Source organism: Macrococcoides caseolyticum (assembly GCF_002902665.1).
GTDB lineage: Bacteria > Bacillota > Bacilli > Staphylococcales > Staphylococcaceae > Macrococcoides > Macrococcoides caseolyticum.
Genome location: NZ_PPRM01000001.1, coordinates 1 through 23,169 on the forward strand (window position 1 = coordinate 1; position 23,169 = coordinate 23,169).

The following is a 23,169-nucleotide window of genomic DNA, read 5'->3' on the forward strand; positions in this document are numbered from 1 at the left end:
CAATATAAAACGGAAAGTGACAAAGTGAATTAGGAATTAAATTCAAAGCATATTAGTAACTTAAACGACCGTTAAACATATAAAAATTCTATATGTAGAAATATTAATTGAATTAGATACAATATAAACATTAAATGAGAACTAGAAAATTATAGCTTAATTTTACAATCGACGTATTTAAAACTTTTTTGATGATGATTAACGAGTAAATGGGGATATTTATTTTTAATTAACTTATAGACAGCTTTATCGAATGATTCATCACGTTTACCTTCACTTGAATCGATTGTAATAAATTCAAAAAGTTGAGTAGATCCTTTCTCTACAACAAGATGGTGTGCAAGTCCTTCAATATCTGAAATTAAGTCTTCATTTTTAAAAAATACCTTTTCAGGTATATCAGTAATCGTTAATATATATATCATATCTTCTTCCCAAATATAGACTTCAAGCGACGTGTTGTCATATTCAGGTTCTGGATATACTGATCCTGGGAACATATACCAATGTTCAAGGTTTGGCAATCTTAAGTTTCTAGTTAATGTCATTATAATACTCCTTTGATAGTAATTAGTGGTAATTATATACAAAATAATAGAAAATACAAATAATTGTATTAATTAATAAAAATGATTGTTTAAAGAATAGTATTGAATATTTTGGAGGGATTATAAATGATCAAATATCCAACGCTTAAAGATAATTTTACAATAGGTATTACTGCACCTTCTTCTGGTATCCCTGAGAATTGTCATCATTTTATGGACGAGATTAAAGAACATTTTAAAGATGTAAACTTGATTATCGGTGATACGGTAATGACGCAATATAAAGCAAAATCAAGTCATATGAATAAGCGAGCTAAAGAACTTAATGAGTTTTTACGAAGAGAAGATATTGATATTATAATTCCTCCATGGGGCGGAGAACTTGCCATTGAAGTAATAGATAAGATTGATTATGCTAATATTCAACCGAAATGGATAATGGGTTATTCAGATACGAGCCTTATCCTTCTTGCAATTACTTTGAATACTGGTATAGCGACAGCGCATGGCACGAATATTGTGGACTTACGTGGAAAATATTCAGACAAAACAACGAGTGCATGGGAACGTGTATTAAAACTTCAGAGGAATGAGGAAATAGTTCAATATTCATCTGATATGTTTCAGAACAGCTGGACGCATCATATTCCAACAGATTACATATTTAATTTTACTGAGCAGACAAAGTGGAAGTCATTAAGTGGAAACAATGTAAAGATTGAAGGACGTTTACTTGGAGGGTGTATTGATGTCATCTCTCATATTGTAGGAACACCATATGGAGATGTGGATCGATTTAGAAATGAATACATAGGTGAAGAACCGGTATTATGGTATCTAGAAAACTGTGAGTCATCTTCAGTTACGTGTCGAAGAATGTTACTCCAGATGAAGTATGCGGGTTGGTTTGATAATGTAAGTGGTATTATCTTTGGGAGGACTCAAGTGGATGAAGCGGTGGATGGATATACAATGATTGATGTATATGAAGATATTGCCGATGAACTAGATATACCAATACTATATGACGTTGATTGTGGGCATCAACCTCCGCAAATTACTTTTATTAATGGTGCATACGGTATAGTTGAGTTTGATAATGGAAAAGGAAAGGTTACGCAGAAGTTTATCTAATTCAAGTCGAGATGACGTTATGACTTTAGGTGTTACTTCTCTTGGTCCTGACAGTATCTATCGTATTGGCGGTTTATGAATTTAAGGATTGATAATAAAGCCTATTATTGATGTCGAGATTAGTGCCATAGGCTTGAAGATAGAACTAATTATACAGTTGCGAAAGAAGTATTTGTGAGATTAATTATTAATACTAGATAAAGTTTTGTCGGTAATGCGTTAAGATATCATTGCTTTTAATTAAATGAGAGAGGTGCGGTGTATATGAAGGTGGATATTGATGGTTTCAAGAATGAGGATGCCAAGGAGATAGTAGCACTTATTCATCGTGCCATGTTTGAGACGAATATCACAGACTACTCAAAAGAGGATTTAATTGAAGATGCAAAAGCGATTACTGAGGTTTCTGTCACGGAGCGTGCATCATGGACACACTTTTATGTATTTAGAGCCGATGATAAAATTGTCGGTACTGGTGCAATCGGTCCATATTGGGGTAGCGAAATAGAAAGCAGTTTTTTTACGATTTTTGTGTTGCCTGAATATCAGGGACAGGGTATAGGACATCTTATTATACACACCCTAGAGAGCGATGAATACTACAAGCGTGCTCATCGTATAGAAATTCCAGCTTCCATAACAGCTGTTTCTTTTTATGAGCGTTACGGTTATGTATGTAAATGTGATAATAAGCAACCCGACGATGAGGGGATTGTTAGAATGGAGAAATATAGAAGTGGTAATGTATAAATCTTGGGGTGGGTACTACTTTTTATAGTATTATAATGGCCTCTATATTTATTGCTCTAAAGAGTAGGGACTCAGATTGTTTTCTAATGATTTTAGTTATATAGGGGTTTTATAGATGGTTAGCTATCGGGTGTTAATAGAGCCGTGATAGTTATTATGAGACATATAAATGTTTTTAAACGTGAATAATTGGATATAGTAATAATAATAACTTAAAGGAGAGGTTCAGTATGTTTAACTATATGAACAACTTGTATATTGCCAAGGAAATGTACAATGCAGGTAAAGGGAAACTACAAGGAAACGAGGATTTAGCTAAATTATTTGATGAGTTCGGTTATTCGGAAGAAATGATGAAAGTTGTCGGTGGTGTTGAGACAGCCGGTGCAGCGTTACTTGCGCTATCTATCTTCAGCAAGAAGTTTAATCAGGCGGGGGCATTGCTTATAGAAGGTGTAATGCTTGGTGCTATCTATTCCCATTTAAAGGCGGGACATGGTTATGATGCAACAAAGAATGCACGTAACATTCTAGCTTTAAATACAACTTCATTGCTTACAAGCTTTAAAAAAGATAAATAAGCTTGTATTGACACTTCCTGAATCACTCAGGGAGTGTTTTTTCATGATTAATACGGTGCATTGAGGGAAGATACATAGTATGAAATGCTTTAAATTTGAAGTGAAGGAGTAAATGATATGACAGTAGAGAGATTATTTGAACCACTTGAATTAAACAATGGTGTGACAATAAAGAATAGATTGTATAAAGGAGCGATGAGTGAAGGGATGGCAGACGGTAACCATCGCCCAACGGAAGCCCTCGTTAATGCGTATCAGCACTGGGCTGATGGTGGTATCGGTATGGCGCTTACCGGCAATGTCATGGTCGATCGTCGTTATCTCGGTGAGCCGGGGAATGTAGTTGTAGAAGATGAGCGAGATCTAGATATACTTAAGCGCTGGGCTGAAGCGGGTAAACGTAATAACAGTCATATCTGGATGCAGATCAATCATCCCGGTAAGCAAAGTCCAAAATCGGTATCTCAACAGCCTATAGCTCCTAGCGCCATTCCAATTAATGGTGATGCTGGCAGTGGATTCAATCCCCCGCGTGAGATGACATTGAATGAGATTAAAGAGACGATAGAACGCTTTGTAACTACTGCAGTAATCGCTAAGAAAGCAGGATTTACAGGTGTTCAGATTCATGGTGCTCATGGGTATTTAGTGAGTCAGTTTTTATCTGCAAGGGATAATCGTCGCTTTGATGAATATGGAGGTACACTAGAAAATCGAATGAAGTTCTTGGTGGAAATCTATACAGGTATGCGCGAGGCGTTAGGTAAAGATTTTCCGATCAGCTTAAAGATCAATTCAACGGACTTCAGTGACAAAGGCTTCTCTCTCGAGGATTCTATCACTGTAATCAAGAAGATGGATGAACTTGGAATCGATCATATTGAAATTTCAGGTGGAGATTATGAGAAACCGAAAATGATGGGTGACGGAGAAGTCTATTTCCTCGACTATGCAAAGAAAGTCAGTGAGAAAGTAGAGGTGCCGATTTCTGTGATTGGAGGATTCCGTAGACAGCAAAGCATGGTTGATGCTATCACAGAGACGAATGTATCAATGATTGGTATTGGGCGTCCACTTGTACTGAATCCTGAGCTTCCAAATCAGTTACGTGAAGGAACGTATAAGGATATTACTTTACCAAGACTGACGACCAAGGTTAAAGCCCTTGATAAAATAATCGGAGGCTTCGTTGGCTTAGCGTACTACGAACAACAGATCAGAAGATTAGGCAATAACCAGAAGCCTGTAGTGCATACGAATGCATGGAGTCCACTATTTGAGCTCGCTAAGACACATGGTGCGAAGGCGTTTTCGAAAAGAAGAAGGTAGATGAAGAAGATTAAATTCACTATACCGGTTATAGAGGGATCAGATAGGGTATGGACTAATACTATAGAATAGGGGGACTTTTGATGAAGGTACTATTAACAGGCGCTTCAGGTTATATCGGCGGAAATTTATTGGAACAATTGAAAGATGACTATGAAATTGTAGCTGCTTCAAGAAGTACAGATAATAAAGAAGATGAAAAGAACGTAACATGGAAGAAAGTGGATCTTTATGCACTAGAGGATATTGAAGCAGCTATGGAAGGCGTGCATACGGCTATTTATCTCGTACACTCTATGATACCCTCTGCCAAGCTAACACAAGGTTCATTTATGGATATGGATGCAATATTAGCAGATAACTTTGGCCGTGCGGCGAAGAACAAAGGCGTAAAACATATCATCTTTATGAGTGGAATTATGCCAGATGAAGAGGATGAGGACTTATCAAATCACTTACATAGTCGTAAAGAATGTGAGAAGATTCTGGGCTCTTACGGTGTTCCTGTATCGACATTACGTGCAGGGCTCATCATTGGACCAAAGGGTTCTTCATTCCCAATCCTGAAGAAATTAACAAAACGATTGCCTGCGCTCGTGCTTCCGAAGTGGGCATATAGTAAAACAGCACCTGTCGCCTTAAAAGATGTAGTTAAAGGATTAGCAACATTAGTTAAGCGCGAACCGAAACAAAATGAACAGATTGATATCTATCATGAAGTAACGGATTATAAAGGAATGTTTGAAGCTACTGCATCAGTAATGAAGAAGAAATTACCTATGCTTGATGTACCGTTCATTCCAGTATGGATTACAAAGTTACCTGTCGCATTAATCACTGGTGAACCTAAGGAACTTGTTTATCCATTAATTGATAGTCTCGTGCATGATATGACACCTTCTAAGAAGAATTATGTAGAAGGCATATCCAATGCACCGACACCGTTAAAAGAAAGTATTGAGACTGCTTTAAAAGATAGTGATGATGAGAAGAAAGATAAGAAAAAAGCACCTTCTATTGCGAAACAGCTCCAAAAGAATGACGTTAAGTCTGTTCAACGTATTACGATCCCTTCAAGCTGGACGATTGAGCAAACGGCAAACTATTATGTTAACTGGTTATCACGTATCGGTTACTCATTTATCAATACTTCGATTGAAGATGAAGTACTGAATATTTCATTACCAATTTTCAAAGACCCTATCCTTATCCTGGAAAAATCACAAAAGAAATCATCAGAAGATAGGGTGTTGTTCTATATAAAAGGCGGTAAGTTTGCTAAGGTAAACGAAAGCAGCAGAGCACGACTTGAATTCAGACGTATCCTTGATACGAATGAGTGTATAATTGCAATCCACGAATATGAACCATCGCTACCTTGGTTTGTATACACAATTACTCAAGCACGTGTGCATTTGTTAGTGATGAAACTCTTTGGGCTTGAGACTAAGATTTTAGCGAAAACCTTGGATTCTAAGTATCTCGAAGATAAAACAATGACATTACAAGATAGCTAAGATTTACACTCACCTTAAAGGTGAGTGTTTTTTTATTCTTTTTTATTCATATCGTTAATTTAATAGGGTATATAATAACTAATAAACTTACTAGGAGGGAAACAATGAAGAAATATCAAGTAGTGATTCTCGGAGCAGGTGCAGGTGGGTTATCAAGTGCAAGCAGATTATTGAAGTCTGGTATAAAGGATATCGCTATCATCGATCATGCAGATCAACATGCTTATCAGCCAGCTTGGCCTCTCGTTGGTTCAGGTGAAGAGAAGAAGACACGTACAGTAAAAAGCATGTCACGGGTAATCCCTAAAGCAATTGACCACATCCAGCAACGTGTTACTCGTATTCAGCCTGTAGAGCGTAAAGTGTATTTAGATAATGATGATTTTATTATGTACGAATATCTCGTCGTCGCACTTGGCATACAATTAGACTTTCAGGAGATAGAGGGACTTGAAGCGACGCTAGGCAGAAATGGTGTTACGACAAACTACCTCTATGATTATACAGATTATACCTATGAATTATTAAAGCAGACCAAGACGGGTAATGTGATAATAACGAAACCGAAATCAGTAATTAAAGGCGGAGTTGCTCCTGAAAATACATTGTTTACCTTTGATGAATTTATTCGTGATCAGAAAGATAATAAGGCACATCTTATTTTTAAATCAGGGAAAGACACATTATTTCCTGTGGAAAAATATAGACGATATATGGAGGAACATTTAAATAATAAGCATATTGAATATCAACTCAATCAAGAATTGATTAAGGTAGACGGTGACAAGAAAGAAGCGACATTTAAAGAATGGGCTACAGGAGAAACATATACATTACCTTTCTCTATGATTGTTGTAACACCACCTATGAGTGCCCCAGATGTTGTGAAAAATTCGACCTTAAGCGATGAACAAGGGTGGCTGGATGTTAATCCATTTACGCTACAACATGTTCGTCATCAAAATGTATTTGGTATCGGAGACTGTACGAATTTACCAACCATAAAGATGGGAGCGGCAGTAAGAAAACAGATGCCCGTACTTGTCAGTAATCTACTTTCACAGATAAAAGGCAAGCAGTTAAAAGCGCATTATGATGGTTCCACAGCTTGTCCAATAGCAACAGAATATGGTCAGGCTTTTATAGCGGAATTTGGATATGATATGAAACCGAAGGAGTCTATGCCGATAGATCAAGGGAAGACGAATCCGTTATTATATCAAGTGAAGAAACGTGGGATACCATTGATGTACTGGAATGCCTTGTTGAAAGGCAAAGCATAGTATTGAACCGAAAGATGACATTGAGAACCGATTCTGCGAGACAGAGTTGGTTTTTAAATTTGTATATAATTGTAAATTGATATTTATTGTTGTCAGAAAATTAAGTATAATATTTATAAGAAGTGGCGAGAAGAGGAGACGAGACTATTAGAAATTATTAAAACGGATGAACCAGAGTTTTAATAATCTCGTGCATATGTTTTAGATGTGATTTAGAAAATTAACGGAGGTTCAGCATGCAGAGTTTCTGGGTTTATGTATTAATAACAATCGTGTTAATTGGTATAGGTATTGGTTATAGTGTCTATGACAGTATTCAACTGAAGCGTAAAATAAAAACATTGTTTAACAAGCAGGCGACACTTTTCAAACAAAAAGGCAATCATATTATGTTTGATCATTATTATAAGCATATTAGTAAAGCTGAGGCGCGATGTATTGATGATATTACATGGAATGATCTAAGTATGGATCAGTTATTTCATCGTATAAACTATCACTTTACATCTGTTGGTGAGGAATATACATATACGTTACTGCGTAATTTCCCGGGACATCATGTTGATGAAACAATGTTGAATAAGATTACTAAGGATGTAAGATATCGTGAGAAATTGTCATTTATATTAGCGAAGCTTGGTAGAAATGCGAATAATGATGCAAGCCGGTTTACAGTGCATTATCAGAAAAAAGAGCACTACAACAAGCTGATGATACTCGTAAGTTTCTTACCTATACTGAGTTTAGCTATGTTCTACTTCGGTGTTTCTATTGGTATATTCAGTGTAATCCTTGCAATGGGTGTCGTTATGGGGCTATCAGTAAAGTTTCAGTCGCAAAGTGATCTCGTTTATAACGATTTATTCTATGCAATTAAGATTATTGATACGGCAAACGAAATAATGAAGTTGAACGGCCGTAAATCAAATGATAGTAAGATGAAGTCCGTTAAGTGGATGAGCTATTTTATGTTAAATGATAATAAGAATGAAGGGAACATTGCGCTTACAATGATTAATGCGATTAAGCAGATGTTTTTAATTGATTATCATTTGTATCATCGCGCGCTTGCGATACTTCATAAGCATCAAGAAGATTTCGCTTCATATTTCAAAGTAGTAGGACAAGCAGATGCAAGTTATAGTACTGCTTTATGGCGAACAACATTACCATATTTCGCTATTCCTGAAGCGGCTGAAGAAAAAGTGCTTGAAGCGGAGGAAGTGTATCACCCGTTACTTGATCGTGCTGTAGCGAATGATTTTAAGTATAAGCATTCTGTACTGTTAACAGGATCTAATGCCTCGGGGAAATCTACGTTTATGAAAACGATGGCGATAAATTTAGTAATGGCTCAAGGTCTGAATACATCGACAAGTGAAAGATTTGTGTATCAACCAGGTATAGTAGCCACTTCTATGAATTTAGAAGATAGTTTAGCGAGAGGTGATAGTTACTTTATCGCAGAAATTAAATCTGTGAAGCGCCTCTTAGAAGTGCTTAAATTGACATTACCGACGTATATATTCATTGATGAAATATTGCGCGGAACGAATACGAAAGAACGCATTGCTTCAGCAACTGCAATACTAGATTATTTGAATTTACATCAAAACAGTTTGCTATTTGCAGCAACACATGATATTGAATTAACTGAAATATTGACACACTTTGATTTTTATTACTTTAAAGAAACACTGACTGAAGATAATGATATAACATTTGATTACACGATTAGAAAAGGTGTTACAACGACTTCGAATGCAATAGAGCTCATGCGTATTCACAATTATCCGGAAAGTATATATGATCACGCAAAAACGCAGCTCAAGCAATTAGAACAACTGAATGTAGGGACTTAAGCACCGCCTACGCGGTGCTTTTTATTATATATGTTAAAAATACTTTACATAATGTTAAGTATAATGTACATTAGTGGTGAGGTGAACAACATGCTAAAGTCTCATTTAAAGGAGTACCGCGCTAAATTTAATATGAATCAAAGTGAGTTAGCGAAAAGAGTTGGTGTCACAAGACAGACGATTGGTTTTATCGAAAAAGGTACGATTTCACCGTCTATCACATTAGTTTTAAAGTTGTGTCGTGTATTTCAATGTAAAGTTGAAGATCTTTTTGAATTGGAGGATATTGAGGATGAATGAACAACAATTTAAAAGAATTTATCCGTTATTTAATCTAGTCTGTATTGTATGTATTGGATTACTGATCATCCCACTGAGTATGGTTATGCGTTATACGATTAATGAAGGTAATGTATTGTTTTCTATTGATATTAATCCATATAAGTATGGTAATATATTTTTTTACTTTATCATTGCGACAGTCATAATTAATATGATATTGATGATTGTAAGTACAATATTTCTCGTATGGGCAAAGAAAACGTTTAGAAAAATTAATTTAGTTCCTGAGATTAATGATCACGATGAAGGAATGAGTTTTGTAACGTATGAATCGATGAAACGTTCCTATACTTGGTTGAGCGTGCTGTTACCGTTGTTTACAGCTGTTATATTTTTAGTTCCAGATAATTTTGTGACCAAACCTATTGTACTAAGTATATTGCTGTTTATGTCTGTAATTATGTATTTAACCTATTATGTTAGAAATAAAAGGTTATTAAAGGATTAAAATAGAATTTTCAAAAAATTCATTGACATCATTAGTAGTATTAATTATGATAGTAATCAATAAATAAAACAAAATATTTTAACTCTTATCCAGAGAGGTGGAGGGACAGGCCCTATGAAACCTCGGCAGCAGATTCTTAATGAACACTGTGCCAATTCCTGCAACGCAAGTTGTAAAGATGAGACGAGACTATACAGCGATTTATCCTGTGGACTTGTTCTTGTCCACGGGATTTTTTTATTTGAGTTAAAAAATTAGGAGGAAATTATGCATGAAAAAAGTATTAGGTTTAATTAGTGCAGTTGTTCTATCAGCATCATTAGCGGGATGTGGTAATGACAAACAAGCAGATTCAAAGAAGATTATAGTTGCAGCTTCCCCTGCACCGCATGGAGAAGTTGTTAAACATGCAGCTGTTGCGATGAAGAAAAAAGGATATGATGTGGAAGTTAAGATTGTCAACGACTATAAAGTACCAAATAAGTTATTGCAAGAAGGTGATGTGGATGCTAACTTATTCCAGCATGTACCATACTTGAAAGCTGAGAAAAAGACGCATCATTATGATATTGAAGAAGTGGGTAAAGTGTTCACTACGCCTATGGGGGTTTATAGTAATAAGTATAAGAACTTAGATGAAATTCCATCTGGCTCTGAAATCTTCGTATCAAGTAATCCGGCTGAAGAAGGGCGTTTCTTATCATTCTTTGTCAATGAAGGTGTGATTAAGCTGAAGAAAGGTGTAAAGATTGAAGATGCACGATTTACTGATATAGTAGAGAATACGAAGAACTTAAAGTTTAATAATAAGCAAAGTGCAGAATTCTTACCAAAGACATATCGTAATGGTGAAGGTGCAGCTGTTATTATCAATTCTAACTATGCGATAGATAATGGAATTACACCGCATAAAGATGCCATTGCGTTAGAGGATGAATCTTCACCATTTGCAAATATTCTTGCTGTTAAAAAAGGTCATAAGAATGATAAGAAGTTTCAGGATTTGATTGAAGTGCTTCAGTCTCAAGATATGAAAGATTATATTAATAAGGAATTTAACAAAGACGTCATTCCATATGGAGGGAAGTAGATGAAACTAGGAATCATTGGTGTTGGACGTGTGGGCAGTCAGGTATTGACTGACGTACAGTATTTGAACGTATTTAACGAGATTGTCTTGATTGATAGTGATGAAAATGTTGCGACTGGAGAGGCAATGGATCATTTGCACAGTCAAGGTATTGGTGTCACGAATCATATCAATATTTATGCAGGAACATATAAGGATTTAAAGGATGCGGATGTTATCGTTATAGCGGCCAGTACAAAGACAGATACATCAATTCCAGATCGTACCGCGCTAGCAAAGGCGAATACAGTGATTATTAAAGAAATCACTACACATATCGGTGAAGTAACGACTGATGCCTTACTTGTTATTATTTCCAATCCTGTCGATGCGATGACGTACATCGCTTCAAAGTATTATCCGGAGAGTAAAGTGATAGGTACTGGTACGTTATTAGAAACCTCACGTTTTAAAACTTTAATTGCAAATCATTACAACATTGATCCTAAAAGTGTTGAAGGGTTTGTGATAGGAGAGCATGGAGCGCATGCTGTACCGCTCTGGAGTAAAACGCGTATTCATGGTATAGCGTTAGAGGAATATGAACAACTTAGTGGTAACCATAAGATAGATAAAAAGGAGATAACTGAGGCGATTGATAGCGTGTCATTTGATGTATTCCATCAAAAAGGCTGGACCAATGCAGCGATATCAAAAATCACTGTATTGCTTATCAAATCTCTTGTGCTCAATGAACGTTCAATTTTCCCATTATCAACGAGAAATGAGGATATAGCATATAGCTTACCAGTACTTGTGGGAAAGGAAGGCATCATCCAGAGATTAGATATTTCAATAGATAATCAAGAAGCACAGGATTTAACAACAGCTAAACAATTTATTAGAAATACAATAGAACAGCATTATAATTAAGACCTTGTAAAATTACAGGGTCTTTTTGTATGCATGTGGCTTCTAAGGATATTGGAAAAGGGATACGTAGTCATGATGCTAAACTGCTGATGAGAGCTGGCTTTATGTGAACGACATAAAAGGTTAAAAGAATATTACATCTAATTAAAGAAAGAATTCTCAAGTCATTAGTCCATCAGAATGAAAGGATTTTTATTTTATTTAGTTTTAACTAATGATTAAAAATGTTTTGTGAACACCATTCAGGGTAAATAATTAATGTAGAAAATGATGAGAATAATGAAATTATATTTTAGGAGTGGTGGAAATGAAATTTGTAAAAGTATTAGGCGCAACAACTTTAGCGGCTGCCATGTCGTTAGGTGCAGTGCAGGGCGAAGATGCCCTTGCTAAGCATTCAACAGCTGAAGTTCAGAAGCCTTACTATAAGTATTCTGGTTATACGAGTGGAAATGCCAAGTTTGTACTGGATAAAGATTTCGTGCGTGCAGTTAAAGTAAATAACGTAACTGTAAATGGTTATAAAGTAGATCTTAAGCGTATGACTTCAGGAGTATCAGGCACAGGTTATACAAAGAAAGTTTATGATCAAGACTATACTTTCTTTAAAGGAACTGATAAAAATCCATATACAGCCACTTTAGATGTGAATAACAATGAACTTAAACTTGACGATGTGAAGAAAGTGTACGGCAATGAATACCTATTCAAAGGTAAGATGATATCTGATGGTAATAAAGCGGTGCCTTCTAAAGTTGATGGTGTTTACATTTACAACTTGAATGGTAATAGTATACAGTTCCTAGTGGAAAAAGGTTATGTACAAAAAGTGATATTGGGACATGTTGGAATGGCATAAAAAATTTGCGCTTCATAATTGAAGCGCAAATTTTTTATGTCATACTATTGCTTCTGCAGGTACATAAAAGTAATTATGTTATACTGTCAAAGTATCTTTTCGTAGGAGGAATTTATGATAGACATATTAAAACGTGAATGGCTTACACAGCCTTTACAAAATATATTAGCGGGTATCGTAGTTTCACTGGCGCTGATACCTGAAGTGATTGCATTTAGCGTCATTGCAGGAGTAAATCCAATGGTGGGACTGTATGCTTCATTTGTGATAGCGGTAGTCATCGCCTTTACAGGTGGAAGAAGTGCGATGATTTCTGCAGCAGCAGGTGCCATTGCGTTGCTCGTGTTCTCGTTAGTGAAAGAACATGGCGTAGATTATTTATTTGCAGCGACTATCCTGATGGGAATATTACAAGTCATCTTTGGGTTTTTGAAAGTAGGTAACTTACTCAAATATATACCGAATACAGTGATGATTGGATTCGTAGATTCTCTTGCGATACTCATCTTTACATCACAATTACAGCACATCTTTAATATTAGTGGTGTGACTTATATATTTACTGTGGCAACAATTGTGATTATATACGTCCTACCCAAATTTTTTACGAAAGTACCAGCGCCACTCATTGCGGTCATGCTACTTACAGCAATTTCGATTATGATGCATGCTGATGTTAGAACAGTAGGTGATATCGGGGAAATTAAACGTACATTACCACATTTCTTTATACCTGATGTTCCGTTCAATTTTGAAACGTTCAAGATTATTTTTCCGTACAGTTTATCGATGGCAGTTGTAGGTCTTGTAGAAAGTCTGCTAACGGCACGTATTGTAGATGATACATTGGAGAGTGACAGTGATAAGAATAAGGAATCACGTGGACAGGGTGTTGCGAATATCATTGCAGGATGCTTCGGTGGCATCGGCGGATGTGCAATGATTGCACAAACTGTATTGAATTTGAAATCGGGTGGAACTACGAGATTATCATCGCTTGCAGCGGGATCATCTCTTATGTTTTTAATAATCGTTCTTGGTAACTACGTCGTTCAGATCCCGATGAGTATTCTGGCAGGGATTATGGTTGTGGCTGCAATAAATACATTTGATTTTGGGACATTTAAATTTTTGAAAAATGCAAGATGGATTGACATAATAGTAGTGTTAGTGACCATTATTTTAGTGCTTATGACCCACAATTTAGCCATTGGTGTTATTACTGGCAGTGTGCTGAACTTTGTATTTAACAGAAAAGAGGTGGCTTAAATGTATCAATCTGTTCTTATCGCAGTAGATGGATCGAATAATAGCATGCGTGCAGCAGAAGAAGCAATAAAGCTCGATGCTAAGCATTATACGATTCTTTCAGTTATTACAGCAGAAGACTCAAAAGAAAGTGTGTTGCATGGTACAGGAGACAGTAGATCAGATCGTGAAAAGGAACTGGAGCATATTATTGCAAAATTCTCTGGACATCACTTTGATGTGCTATTTGAACACGGCTATCCGAAAGAAAAGATTGTCGAGATTGCAAATCATCATAATCATGATTTGCTCGTAATCGGAACGCGAGGGTTAAGTGGATTGAAGGAAGTGGTGATGGGGAGCGTAAGTCGTCACGTTGTTAAACATTCTGATATCAATGTACTTATCGTAAAATAGAACAGGCGATCCCACGTGGAATCGCCTGTTTATTTTAGTTCTGTTAAATATTATTGATTTTCATATAATTTATTTAATGAGACATAGTTTATAACAACGCAGAGAATATCCATTGCTTCTTTCAGCTCTTCCACATTTAAAAATGATGGAGCAATACGAATAACGCTATCGTTAGGGTCTTTGCCATAAGGATGTGTCGCACCGGCTGGTGTAACTTTTAGACCAAGCCCACTACACTTCTCTACAATTTCACTTGCACAATGATTCAATACCTCTATCGTGATAAAATAACCACCTTGAGGTTTGTTCCATTTACAAATTTCTGGTGAATACAGTTTCTCAGATAAGTATGTATCCACAACATCGAATTTCGGAGCCATAATTTCTTTATGTTTGCGCATATGTTCAATCAAACCATCTTTATCTCCGAAAAACTTGACATGACGCAGCTGATTTAACTTATCATGTCCGATTGTTTGAACACCAAATAACGATAATAAGTACTTAATGTTTGTTTCGCTTGCAGCAAGTGCTGAAATACCTGCACCAGGGAAGGTCATCTTAGAAGTAGACATAACCATTAAAGCACGCTCAGGATTACCGGCATTTTGACATGCATGAAGTAAGTTTTTCACTTTGATTACTTCTTCACCTAAGTGATGATATCCGTAAGCATTGTCCCATATAATTCTAAAGTCATCAGCAGCTGTGTGCATGTTTGCCAGGCGCTCCACAGTTTCATCAGAATAATTATACCCTTGAGGGTTCGAATAGAGTGGGACACACCACATACCTTTTATTGCAGGATCATCTTTTACTAGCGATTCAACCTGATCCATATCAGGGCCGTGATCTGTCATTGTTACAGGTATCATTTCGATGCCATATGACTCACAAATCGTAAAGTGACGATCGTATCCTGGCACTGGACACAAAAATTTTACCTGTTGATCCTTCCAAGGTAGTGCATCTTCAGATACTCCGTAGAACATGAACTTATTAACCATATCATGCATGAGATTCAAACTTGAATTGCCGCCAATATAAATCTCATTTTGAGACACATCGAATAAATCTGCAAATAATGCCTTTGCTTCTGGAATACCATCGGGAATACCATAGTTGAAGTATGATAAGTATGTATCGGCATCCTTGCTCTTTAATACATCCAGCATCTCGAATGATAAAGCTAGCTGTTCTCCTGATGGTTTTCCACGCGTCATATCAATATTGATATCCTCTTTCATCAATTGATCATACTGCGCCTTATAACTTTGTAATGCTTCTTGAATGTTCGTCATGAATTTAAACACTTCCAATCTGTATTATTACTGTAATTATAGAATATTTGACTGTTGATTTACAGTAAGAGAAAAAATAAAAATCCACCCCCAACAGATAGGGTGGATTTTTATCGAAAATTACTCCAACAGAAAAAGTTAATTTTCTCTTTATATCAAAAGGAAATATGAAGAGCAATCTTCTTAGATTGCTTCTTAATATTAACATATTTTAAATGTGTTTTATATATAAATACAAATTATGATAATGAATTTTTATAAAATTAAACAAATATTCAGAAAAGTGTTTGACATTATAAATATGGATGTGTATAATTTCAATTAATTTAATATTACAAAGCGATAAAAAGGAAAAGTAGATACTGGACTTTACACAGAGAGCTTCAGTTTGGTGAGATGAAGTTATATGAAAGTGTTGAAAAATGGCCTTTTTTGCTACATGCTGAACGATAATTCTAGTAGGTTCTGTCGAGAGTAGGCACTCGTTATCATTGCCTGAGTATTACACATAATAATGATTTTTCTATAGATGTGCGTACTTGCTGAGGTATAGTTAGCGATAGCTATACGAATAAAGGTGGTACCGTGGGAGACCCCTCACCCTTTACTAAATTGTAAAGGAGTGAGGGGTTTTTTGGATTCTGATATGGATGACATGATACGCAAGCCTTGGCAAATACAATATATAAACCACACATTTAGGAGGAATTTATTATGACAACTTTAAATACAGTACAACTACCATTATTTGATCACGTAGGGAGCTTTTTAAGACCGCAAACATTAAAGAAGGCGCGTGAGCAATACTTAAAGCAAGAAATTACATATGATGAATTGAAACAAGTAGAAGATCAAGAAATTAAAAAGCTGATCGATAAACTCGTATCATTAGGATATGAAACTGTAACAGATGGTGAATTTAGAAGAAGCTACTGGCATCTTGACTTTTTCTTCGGATTTAATGGAATAGAACAGCAATTACTCGGTCAAGGGTATGTCTTTAATAAATATGAAACAAGAAGTGATAGTGTGAAGTTTACTGGACACATTTCTGGAGAACACCATCCCTTTGTAGAACATTATAAATTTGTCAGGGACTATGCACCAAAACATGTGACGGTAAAACAGACAATCCCAGCTCCTGCACAGTTCTTAGTAGAACTGACACGTCCGGGTGTAAAAGAAACAGTAGATGAACATTATGTATCACGTGAAGCAGTCAAAGATGACATCGTTAAGGCATATACTACAGTAATACAAGATTTGTATGATGAAGGATTACGCGTGCTTCAACTGGATGACTGTTCGTGGGGCATTCATGTTTCTGAAGGCACACTAGAGAAGATACACGGTGACGGTAACAGTGAGAATCTGGATGTGGAAGCACTTAAAGAAGAGCTATTAGACATTAATAACCGTGTAATACACAATGCACCAAATGACCTTATCATCAATACACATGTATGTAGAGGGAATTACCGCTCAGACTTTGCGAGCGCTGGTCCATACGATAAAGTTGCAGATCAGCTCTTTGCAAAGGAAGATGTTGATGCATATTATCTTGAGTATGATACGGAACGCGCAGGAGGGTTTGAACCACTCGCGAAAGTTTCTGGAGAAAAACACGTCGTACTCGGTCTGATTACTTCTAAATTCCCAGAGTTAGAAGATAAAGCGGAAGTAATTGCACGTATTAAAGAGGCAAGTAAATATATTCCTTTAGAGCGACTAAGTCTAAGTACACAGTGTGGATTTGCTTCTACAGAAGAAGGTAATGAACTCACAGAAAGTGACCAGTGGGCCAAACTTGAACTTGTGAAAGAAATTGCGCTACAAGTTTGGGGCGATGGAGAAAATGAATTGCCAGCATAACATATAAAAATAAAAATGTTTAAATAGGAAATATGTGGGTAAAACATAGTATTAAATGAAAGAAAGGTGATAATAATGACTAATGAAGGTAAATTTGAACAATTAAAAGGCAATGTACAAGAAACAGTTGGTAACGCGACTGGGAATAGAGAACTAGAGCAAGAAGGCAAAGAAAGTAAGATTTCTGGTAAAGTGAAAGAAGTATCAGAGAACGTACAGGATAAAGTCAACGAAGCAGTAGATAAATTCAAAAAGTAATCTCTAGCATTGAGGTAAATGTAGTTATACATTTACCTCAATTTTTTTGTGTATAATTATAATTATTACGAATCAGAGAGGTGAACGAAAATGTATACAATATATTTAGCTGGAGGATGCCTCTGGGGTGTACAGGCGTTTTTGAAGACGGTACCTGGTGTAGCTGGAACTGAAGCAGGTAGAGCGAATGGCGAGACAGCAACATTAGACGGACCGTATGATGGCTATGCTGAATGTGTGAAGACAATATGTGAAGACACACTGGCACTACATGAGCTGTTAGATGATTTCTTTCAGATTATGGATCCGTATAGCGTGAATAAGCAAGGGATCGATGAAGGTCCGAAATATAGAACGGGAATCTATAGTGAAGATGAAGCGTTATTACAAGCAGTAAGACGCTATATAAACTCACGAGAAGATAAAGGGAAGATTGTTGTAGAAGTGCTGCCATTAAATAATTATGTCCGTAGTGCAGACGAACATCAGGATTATCTGGACAGACATCCAGGTGACTATTGTCATGTACCATTTGAGATGATGAGGAAATATAGATAATAGGCTCTAATTAATTATTTCGAGATATAAACCGTTAGACACACTGACAGAATGATATTTGAGTTCTGAGGTGTGTTTTTGTATTCATTAAAAAATAACTATTTATATTTTTAATGATTTGACATATACCATATAGGGGTATAAAATGAGGGTGAAATGAAAGATACCCCCATACAGTATAGGAGATGATGATATGTCGGAGCATCAGCATATTGCGACACCGAGAGATCATGAAGAGAAAGAAAGGTTAATCAAGCGTTTAAAGCGTGTTGAAGGTCAAGTGCGCGGTATTCAGAAGATGATAGAAGAAGATCGTTATTGTATCGATATCCTCGTTCAGATAAGTGCGATTGAGTCAGCGATGAAACAGGTAGGTTATGCGATCACAGAGCGTCATATGAAGCATTGTGTGAGTGACGCGATTAAAGCAGGTGATGGGAACGATTCAATCGAAGAGTTGATGAAGGTATTGAAGCAGTTCAATAAATAAGGAGTGGATATGTATGGCGAAACAAGAAGTTACTTTACCGATAGAAGGGATGACGTGTGCAGCTTGTTCGAATCGTATTGAGAAAGTGCTGAATAAGATGGATGGTGTCGAAGCTCAGGTAAATTTAACGACAGAGCGAGCAACCGTTCATTATGATGAAGATAAATTGAGTTTGAGTGATATTTCTGAACGTATAGATAAGCTAGGATATCAAGTCCGTCCAGCACATGCAGAATTTGATATTACTGGTATGACGTGTGCGGCTTGTTCTAATCGTATTGAGAAAGTATTGAATAAACAGCCTGCTATACAGAATGCTACGGTGAATCTTTCTACTGAGGTTGCAACGGTGGATTATTATCCAGGAAATATGGATGAGTCTGATATTATTGAACGTATTAAGAAGCTAGGGTATGATGCAACGCTTAAGAGTGAGGAGCAGTCTAGTCGTAAGGAAAATGAATTGCGACGTAAAAAGTATAAATTGATATTAGCAGCGGTACTGTCTCTGCCTCTACTACTTACGATGTTGACGCATCTGTTCGGAATTCATTTGCCGCATATCTTTATGAATCCGTGGTTTCAGTTTGCATTTGCGTTTCCAGTGCAATTTATTATTGGATGGCAGTTCTATACTGGTGCTTATAAAAGCTTGCGCAGTGGATCAGCAAATATGGATGTACTCGTGGCGCTTGGAACAAGTGCAGCATTCTTCTATAGTTTATACGAAAGCATTAAATGGATGAGGGGTTTAACGAATGATCCGCACCTTTATTTCGAAACAAGTGCAGTATTGATTACTTTAATATTGTTCGGTAAGTATTTGGAAGCACGTGCGAAATCACAGACAACAAATGCATTATCGAGTCTATTGAACTTACAGGCGAAAGATGCACGTGTTATGAGAGGTGGCAAAGAGCAGCTGGTAAGCATCGATGCATTGCAAGTAGGTGATCACATCATTGTAAAGCCTGGTGAGAAAGTGCCGGTAGATGGTGTTATTATTAAAGGTAACTCTTCTGTTGATGAATCTATGTTAACTGGTGAATCGATTCCTGTTGAGAAGCATATGGGTGATAAGGTTATCGGTGCTACGATGAATAAGAATGGTAGTTTCACAATGGAAGCTAAGAAAGTCGGTAAAGATACTGCTTTGCAGTCAATCGTCAAGATAGTAGAATCAGCACAAGGTTCTAAAGCACCGATACAACGTATGGCAGATATTATATCTGGATATTTCGTCCCGATTGTTGTAGGCATCGCGATACTCACGTTTATCGTATGGATGTTATTTGTTAAGCAAGGGTTTGAAGCATCACTTGTTGCAGCGATATCAGTACTTGTTATTGCTTGCCCATGTGCATTAGGACTCGCAACGCCGACATCTATTATGGTAGGAACAGGTCGAGCAGCAGAACGCGGTATTCTCTTTAAGGGTGGGGAACATCTGGAGCGTACACATGAAATCGATACTATTGTCTTGGATAAGACTGGAACGATAACAAAGGGTGAACCTGAAGTAACAGATTTCACAGGAGACGATCGTGCACTTCAATATTTAGCAAGTAGTGAGCAGTCTTCAGAACATCCGCTAGCAAGTGCGATTGTAAAGTATGCTGAAGAACAAGCAGTATCGTTGAAAGAAGTATCACACTTTGAAGCGGTGCCAGGACACGGAATTCATACACAAATTGATGATGAAGATATATATGTTGGTAACCGCAAGCTGATGCAGCAGTATAATATTGAAATAGCAACATTTGAGCCCAATATGCAATTATTTGAAGCGCAAGGTAAAACTGCGATGATGATAGCTTATGAAGGTAAAGTGCAAGGTGTCGTTGCAGTCCAGGACACGGTGAAACCAAGTGCGAAGGATGCCATTGATGAACTGAAAGTGATGGGCATAGAAGTAATTATGTTAACCGGTGACAATACACGTACTGCTCAAGCAATTGCAAGTGAAGTTGGCATTGATGAAGTAATCGCTGAAGTCTTGCCGGAAGATAAAGCAGAGAAAGTTAAAGCATTGCAGGCACAAGGCAGAAAAGTAGCCATGGTGGGAGACGGAGTAAACGATGCGCCAGCGCTTGCATTAAGTGATATCGGAATTGCTATCGGTACGGGGACAGAAGTCGCGATAGAAGCGGCTGATGTGACGATACTAGGTGGGGAACTGACACTCATTCCAGAAGCCATTAAACTTAGCCATGCAACAATTCGAAATGTAAAACAAAACTTAGGATTTGCGTTTGGTTATAATGTTATCGGTATTCCATTTGCAGCATTAGGCTTATTAGCACCGTGGATTGCTGGTCTTGCTATGGCGTTATCATCAGTAAGTGTTGTCAGTAACGCTCTAAGACTCAAATCTGTTAAAATTAAATAAAATAGAAGTAAAGGGGAGTCTATTATGGAAACAGTATTAGAAGTAAGTGGTATGACATGTGGACATTGTAAATCGGCTGTAGAAGGTGCGGCGAAAGAAGTCGCAGGCGTAAGTGGCGCAGCAGCAGATATTGAACAAGGACTTGCAACAATTACGCATGACGAATCAGTAAATATTGCTGATGTAAAACAATCCATTGAAGATCAAGGTTATGATGTGAAATAGGATGAACGGGTATCGATTGATACCCGTTTTTTTAATTTTGATTTTTTGTGAAAGTGATATATAATTTTAATTAGATATAAAAAATATACTAGGAGTGAGAGAATGAAAATAGAATTAGGGTTAACGTCATTCGGAGATAACGGTTCAATTCATACGATGGAGGGGAAACTGCCGGCCATTCCTGCAGATGAACGTATCAGAAATCTCGTTGAAGAAATACAGCTTGCTGATCAGCTGGGTCTTGATATTTATGGTCTTGGTGAGCATCATCGTGAAGACTATGCAGTATCAGACCCAGTGACGGTGCTTGCTGCAGCTGCAGGTTTAACGAAAGATATTAAATTAAGTTCTGCAGTAACTGTTCTGTCAAGTGATGATCCTGTACGTGTGTATCAGCGTTTTGCGACATTAGATGCGATTAGTAATGGACGTGCAGAGATTATGGCGGGGCGTGGGTCATTTATTGAATCATTTCCTTTGTTTGGTTACGATTTAAATGATTACAACGAATTATTCGATGAGAAGCTTGCATTATTATTAGAAGTAAATAAAAATGAAGTTGTTAATTGGCAAGGGCATCATCGACCTTCAATTGATAATAAGATTGTGGTGCCAAGAGCAGTACAAAAAGAATTGCCGATTCATATTGCCACGGGTGGTACACCAGAGTCATCCGCTCGAGCTGGTATGCTGGGGTTACCAATTACATATGCGATAATTGGAGGTAATCCTGAACGTTTCAAACATAATGTAGATGTTTATCGTCATGCATTGAATGCATCTGGTTTTGATGCAGATCGAGCATTTATTGCAACGCATTCGTGGGGGTATGTTGCAGCGACTGATGAAGAAGCCTTTGAAGCATATTATCCTTCTACGAAAGCGAGTCATGATCGTTTAGCAAGAGAACGAGGCTGGCCAATGTATTCTGAAGCGCAGTTTATGAATGAAATCGAGCACGGTGCCTTATATGTAGGTAGTCCAGAACGAGTCGCTCAAAAAATTATTAAAACTGTAGAAGCACTGGGTTTAAATCGCTTTATGCTACATTTACCTATAGGATCGATGAAACATGAACTGACGATGAATTCAATTCGTTTATACGGTGAAAAAGTTAAACCGATCGTAGATGAATATTTCAAAGATAAATAAGGAGGATATAATGACAATTCAGGCAGTGGCAGAATTTGCTCGAGAAATTGAAAAACTAAAAACAGTGAAGCGCAGAAGCGATACGCTGGACGGTCGATTTGAAAACAGTGCAGAGCATTCATGGCAAGCCGCCCTTATCGCTAATGAATTTGCTCCGTATTATCCAGAAAATATTGATATTTCAATGGTCACTCGAATGTTACTCGTACATGATTTAGGAGAAATATATGCAGGGGACACCTGGGTATTTGATGACGAAGGAAAGGCTGATGCATTTGAAAGAGAGCGGGATTCTTTAAGTAAGGTGATTGCGAGCCTGCCGCAAGCTTCTCAAGCTTCCATTCTTTCTTTATGGGAAACATTTGAACGTGGAGAAAGTCATGAAGCAAAGTACGCGCGAATTATAGATGCCCTTATCGCACTTATCAATTTACATGAAGTTAGTGAAGTGAATTATAATCCATACAATCTGACAAAAAGCCAGGTCGTGCGTAAAAAACAGTTTATCGGTGAAGATGCACCTGAAATCTGGGCATACGCACTAGACTTGATTCATCAATGTGTACAAAAAGGATTGTTAATCGATGAATAAACCGTAACAATT

The 23,169-nt window shown here is 37.0% G+C and carries 23 protein-coding genes, 1 pseudogene, 1 riboswitch and 1 other annotated feature; of the genes and pseudogenes, 22 read left to right on the plus strand and 2 right to left on the minus strand.

The window, feature by feature from the left end:
• Window positions 1-149: 149 nt before the first annotated feature.
• Window positions 150-548 carry a hypothetical protein gene (locus tag CD152_RS00005; protein WP_103214178.1) on the minus strand — a complete coding sequence of 133 codons (399 nt, stop codon included), beginning with the start codon at window positions 546-548 and terminating at the stop codon, window positions 150-152.
• Window positions 549-674: 126 nt separating this feature from the next.
• Here CD152_RS00005 and CD152_RS00010 point away from each other — a divergent pair, with 126 nt between their 5' ends.
• The 14 genes and pseudogenes from CD152_RS00010 (at window position 675) to CD152_RS00075 (ending at window position 14,320) form a co-directional block, all read left to right on the plus strand.
• On the plus strand, window positions 675-1,682 hold the full coding sequence (locus CD152_RS00010) for a S66 family peptidase (RefSeq protein WP_103214179.1): 1,008 nt from the start codon (window positions 675-677) through the stop codon (window positions 1,680-1,682).
• A gap of 264 nt (window positions 1,683-1,946) precedes the next feature.
• Entirely contained in the window at window positions 1,947-2,432 is a 486-nt protein-coding gene (locus CD152_RS00015) for a GNAT family N-acetyltransferase (RefSeq protein ID WP_101141044.1), read from the plus strand.
• A gap of 230 nt (window positions 2,433-2,662) precedes the next feature.
• Window positions 2,663-3,013, plus strand: a complete 351-nt coding sequence (locus tag CD152_RS00020; protein WP_101141046.1) for a DoxX family protein — start codon at window positions 2,663-2,665, stop codon at window positions 3,011-3,013.
• Between the two features lie 117 nt (window positions 3,014-3,130).
• The gene (locus CD152_RS00025; protein ID WP_101141048.1) at window positions 3,131-4,342 is read left to right on the plus strand and encodes an NADH:flavin oxidoreductase/NADH oxidase family protein; all 1,212 of its coding nucleotides are present in this window, start codon (window positions 3,131-3,133) and stop codon (window positions 4,340-4,342) included.
• An 83-nt stretch (window positions 4,343-4,425) separates the two neighbouring features.
• Window positions 4,426-5,859 carry an NAD(P)H-binding protein gene (locus tag CD152_RS00030; protein ID WP_101141049.1) on the plus strand — a complete coding sequence of 478 codons (1,434 nt, stop codon included), beginning with the start codon at window positions 4,426-4,428 and terminating at the stop codon, window positions 5,857-5,859.
• A 104-nt stretch (window positions 5,860-5,963) separates the two neighbouring features.
• On the plus strand, window positions 5,964-7,142 hold the full coding sequence (locus CD152_RS00035) for an NAD(P)/FAD-dependent oxidoreductase (protein WP_101141051.1): 1,179 nt from the start codon (window positions 5,964-5,966) through the stop codon (window positions 7,140-7,142).
• 236 nt (window positions 7,143-7,378) lie between these two features.
• A complete protein-coding gene (locus CD152_RS00040; RefSeq protein WP_101141053.1) occupies window positions 7,379-9,004 on the plus strand; it encodes a MutS-related protein in 1,626 nt (541 codons plus the stop codon).
• A gap of 90 nt (window positions 9,005-9,094) precedes the next feature.
• The gene (locus CD152_RS00045) at window positions 9,095-9,304 is read left to right on the plus strand and encodes a helix-turn-helix transcriptional regulator (RefSeq protein ID WP_101141055.1); all 210 of its coding nucleotides are present in this window, start codon (window positions 9,095-9,097) and stop codon (window positions 9,302-9,304) included.
• On the plus strand, window positions 9,297-9,794 hold the full coding sequence (locus CD152_RS00050; RefSeq protein WP_101141057.1) for a hypothetical protein: 498 nt from the start codon (window positions 9,297-9,299) through the stop codon (window positions 9,792-9,794). The genes CD152_RS00045 and CD152_RS00050 overlap by 8 nt, the downstream gene beginning before the upstream one ends.
• Before the next feature lie 82 nt (window positions 9,795-9,876).
• Window positions 9,877-9,979, plus strand: a riboswitch (SAM riboswitch).
• 86 nt (window positions 9,980-10,065) lie between these two features.
• Window positions 10,066-10,884: a MetQ/NlpA family ABC transporter substrate-binding protein gene (locus CD152_RS00055; protein WP_101141059.1), complete on the plus strand. Its 819-nt coding sequence runs from the start codon at window positions 10,066-10,068 to the stop codon at window positions 10,882-10,884.
• On the plus strand, window positions 10,885-11,796 hold the full coding sequence (locus CD152_RS00060; RefSeq protein ID WP_101141061.1) for a lactate/malate family dehydrogenase: 912 nt from the start codon (window positions 10,885-10,887) through the stop codon (window positions 11,794-11,796). It begins immediately after the preceding gene.
• 307 nt (window positions 11,797-12,103) lie between these two features.
• Window positions 12,104-12,655 carry an immunodominant staphylococcal antigen IsaB family protein gene (gene isaB, locus CD152_RS00065; RefSeq protein WP_101141063.1) on the plus strand — a complete coding sequence of 184 codons (552 nt, stop codon included), beginning with the start codon at window positions 12,104-12,106 and terminating at the stop codon, window positions 12,653-12,655.
• A 114-nt stretch (window positions 12,656-12,769) separates the two neighbouring features.
• Window positions 12,770-13,903 (plus strand): annotated as a pseudogene (locus CD152_RS00070) (SulP family inorganic anion transporter); the annotation flags it as partial.
• Between the two features lie 21 nt (window positions 13,904-13,924).
• Window positions 13,925-14,320 (plus strand): universal stress protein, encoded by a 396-nt coding sequence (locus CD152_RS00075; protein ID WP_101031140.1) that lies wholly within the window; start codon window positions 13,925-13,927, stop codon window positions 14,318-14,320.
• A gap of 50 nt (window positions 14,321-14,370) precedes the next feature.
• On the opposite strand, the gene CD152_RS00080 is transcribed toward CD152_RS00075, so the two are convergent.
• Window positions 14,371-15,621, minus strand: coding sequence for an aminotransferase class I/II-fold pyridoxal phosphate-dependent enzyme (locus CD152_RS00080; protein WP_103214180.1), 1,251 nt, complete (start codon window positions 15,619-15,621; stop codon window positions 14,371-14,373).
• Window positions 15,622-15,954: 333 nt separating this feature from the next.
• Window positions 15,955-16,229: a binding site (T-box leader), on the plus strand.
• Between the two features lie 106 nt (window positions 16,230-16,335).
• On the opposite strand from CD152_RS00080, the gene CD152_RS00085 reads away from it, so the two are divergent.
• The 8 genes from CD152_RS00085 to CD152_RS00120 all read left to right on the plus strand — a co-directional run bounded on the left by CD152_RS00085 (window position 16,336) and on the right by CD152_RS00120 (window position 23,157).
• Entirely contained in the window at window positions 16,336-17,493 is a 1,158-nt protein-coding gene (locus CD152_RS00085; protein ID WP_101141068.1) for a 5-methyltetrahydropteroyltriglutamate--homocysteine S-methyltransferase, read from the plus strand.
• Window positions 17,494-17,568: 75 nt separating this feature from the next.
• On the plus strand, window positions 17,569-17,751 hold the full coding sequence (locus tag CD152_RS00090; protein ID WP_086037984.1) for a CsbD family protein: 183 nt from the start codon (window positions 17,569-17,571) through the stop codon (window positions 17,749-17,751).
• A 90-nt stretch (window positions 17,752-17,841) separates the two neighbouring features.
• Complete coding sequence (locus CD152_RS00095) at window positions 17,842-18,309, plus strand: peptide-methionine (S)-S-oxide reductase (RefSeq protein ID WP_103214181.1); 468 nt, start codon at window positions 17,842-17,844, stop codon at window positions 18,307-18,309.
• A gap of 193 nt (window positions 18,310-18,502) precedes the next feature.
• Entirely contained in the window at window positions 18,503-18,799 is a 297-nt protein-coding gene (locus CD152_RS00100) for a metal-sensing transcriptional repressor (RefSeq protein WP_101141072.1), read from the plus strand.
• Between the two features lie 13 nt (window positions 18,800-18,812).
• Entirely contained in the window at window positions 18,813-21,188 is a 2,376-nt protein-coding gene (locus tag CD152_RS00105) for a heavy metal translocating P-type ATPase (protein ID WP_101141074.1), read from the plus strand.
• A gap of 24 nt (window positions 21,189-21,212) precedes the next feature.
• Complete coding sequence (locus CD152_RS00110; protein WP_181451724.1) at window positions 21,213-21,413, plus strand: cation transporter; 201 nt, start codon at window positions 21,213-21,215, stop codon at window positions 21,411-21,413.
• A gap of 102 nt (window positions 21,414-21,515) precedes the next feature.
• The gene (locus CD152_RS00115) at window positions 21,516-22,565 is read left to right on the plus strand and encodes an LLM class flavin-dependent oxidoreductase (protein ID WP_101141076.1); all 1,050 of its coding nucleotides are present in this window, start codon (window positions 21,516-21,518) and stop codon (window positions 22,563-22,565) included.
• Between the two features lie 10 nt (window positions 22,566-22,575).
• Window positions 22,576-23,157 (plus strand): HD domain-containing protein, encoded by a 582-nt coding sequence (locus CD152_RS00120; protein WP_232237442.1) that lies wholly within the window; start codon window positions 22,576-22,578, stop codon window positions 23,155-23,157.
• Window positions 23,158-23,169 lie beyond the last annotated feature (12 nt).